Source organism: Serratia sp. A07 (genome assembly GCF_058725505.1).
Map to the genome: position 1 here is coordinate 1 of NZ_JBZXDO010000230.1, position 683 is coordinate 683.

The 683-nt window shown below is 60.0% G+C and carries 1 protein-coding gene; it reads right to left on the reverse strand.

Going from position 1 to position 683, the window contains the following annotated elements; genetic code table 11:
• A partial coding sequence (locus tag AC4PR2_RS29465; protein WP_492176120.1) for a ParB/Srx family N-terminal domain-containing protein occupies nt 1–414 on the reverse strand: 414 nt, incomplete at its 3' end.
• Nucleotides 415–683 lie beyond the last annotated feature (269 nt).

The following is a 683-nucleotide window of genomic DNA, read 5'->3' on the forward strand; positions in this document are numbered from 1 at the left end:
AAAGGCGGCAATCTGGTCGGCAGGGTGCATGTCCTCACGCTGACCGTTCTCGGTCAGCGACACCACCACCGCATCGGCCAAAGGCACCGCCTTGCACGGCACCGGATACGTATCGTCTATATCGCCCGCCTCTCTCAGCGCCTGCAGTGCCAGCAGACGGCGCCCACCGGCCACCACCGCATGCTTGCCGCCCCTGACCTTGCACACCACCAGATTTTGCAGCACCCCCACCGAACGGATACTGGCAGCCAGTTCCGCAATGGCCTCCGGCTTGGGGTCGCGCTTGCGCACGTTGAGGTCGGATTTCACCAGCCTGGCCAGCGGAACGCCAATGACAGGCGTGGATGAGAGCAAACTTTCGAGTGTGGGTACTTGCACTTTACTTGATGGTGTATTAACTTTCTTTATGTTCATGGATGACCTCCGTAGGAACTCAGTGGGAAACCGGTTTGCGTATCACAGGCCGCAAACTGGTGTAAGGAAGCAGCGCCAAAAGCGCTGCTTTTTTACTTTCTGCGCAGCAGTGACCAGTGCACCAGACTCATTTCATCGCTCGCCGCCAGCGGCCAGCCGTCAACCAGCCATACCGCCACCGAATCCGCATGACCGTCAAAGGCCACATACAGGTACTCCGCTTCCTCCGGCAGGTCGGGCGGCAGCAGCGTTCCGGTTGAGCGTCCGGC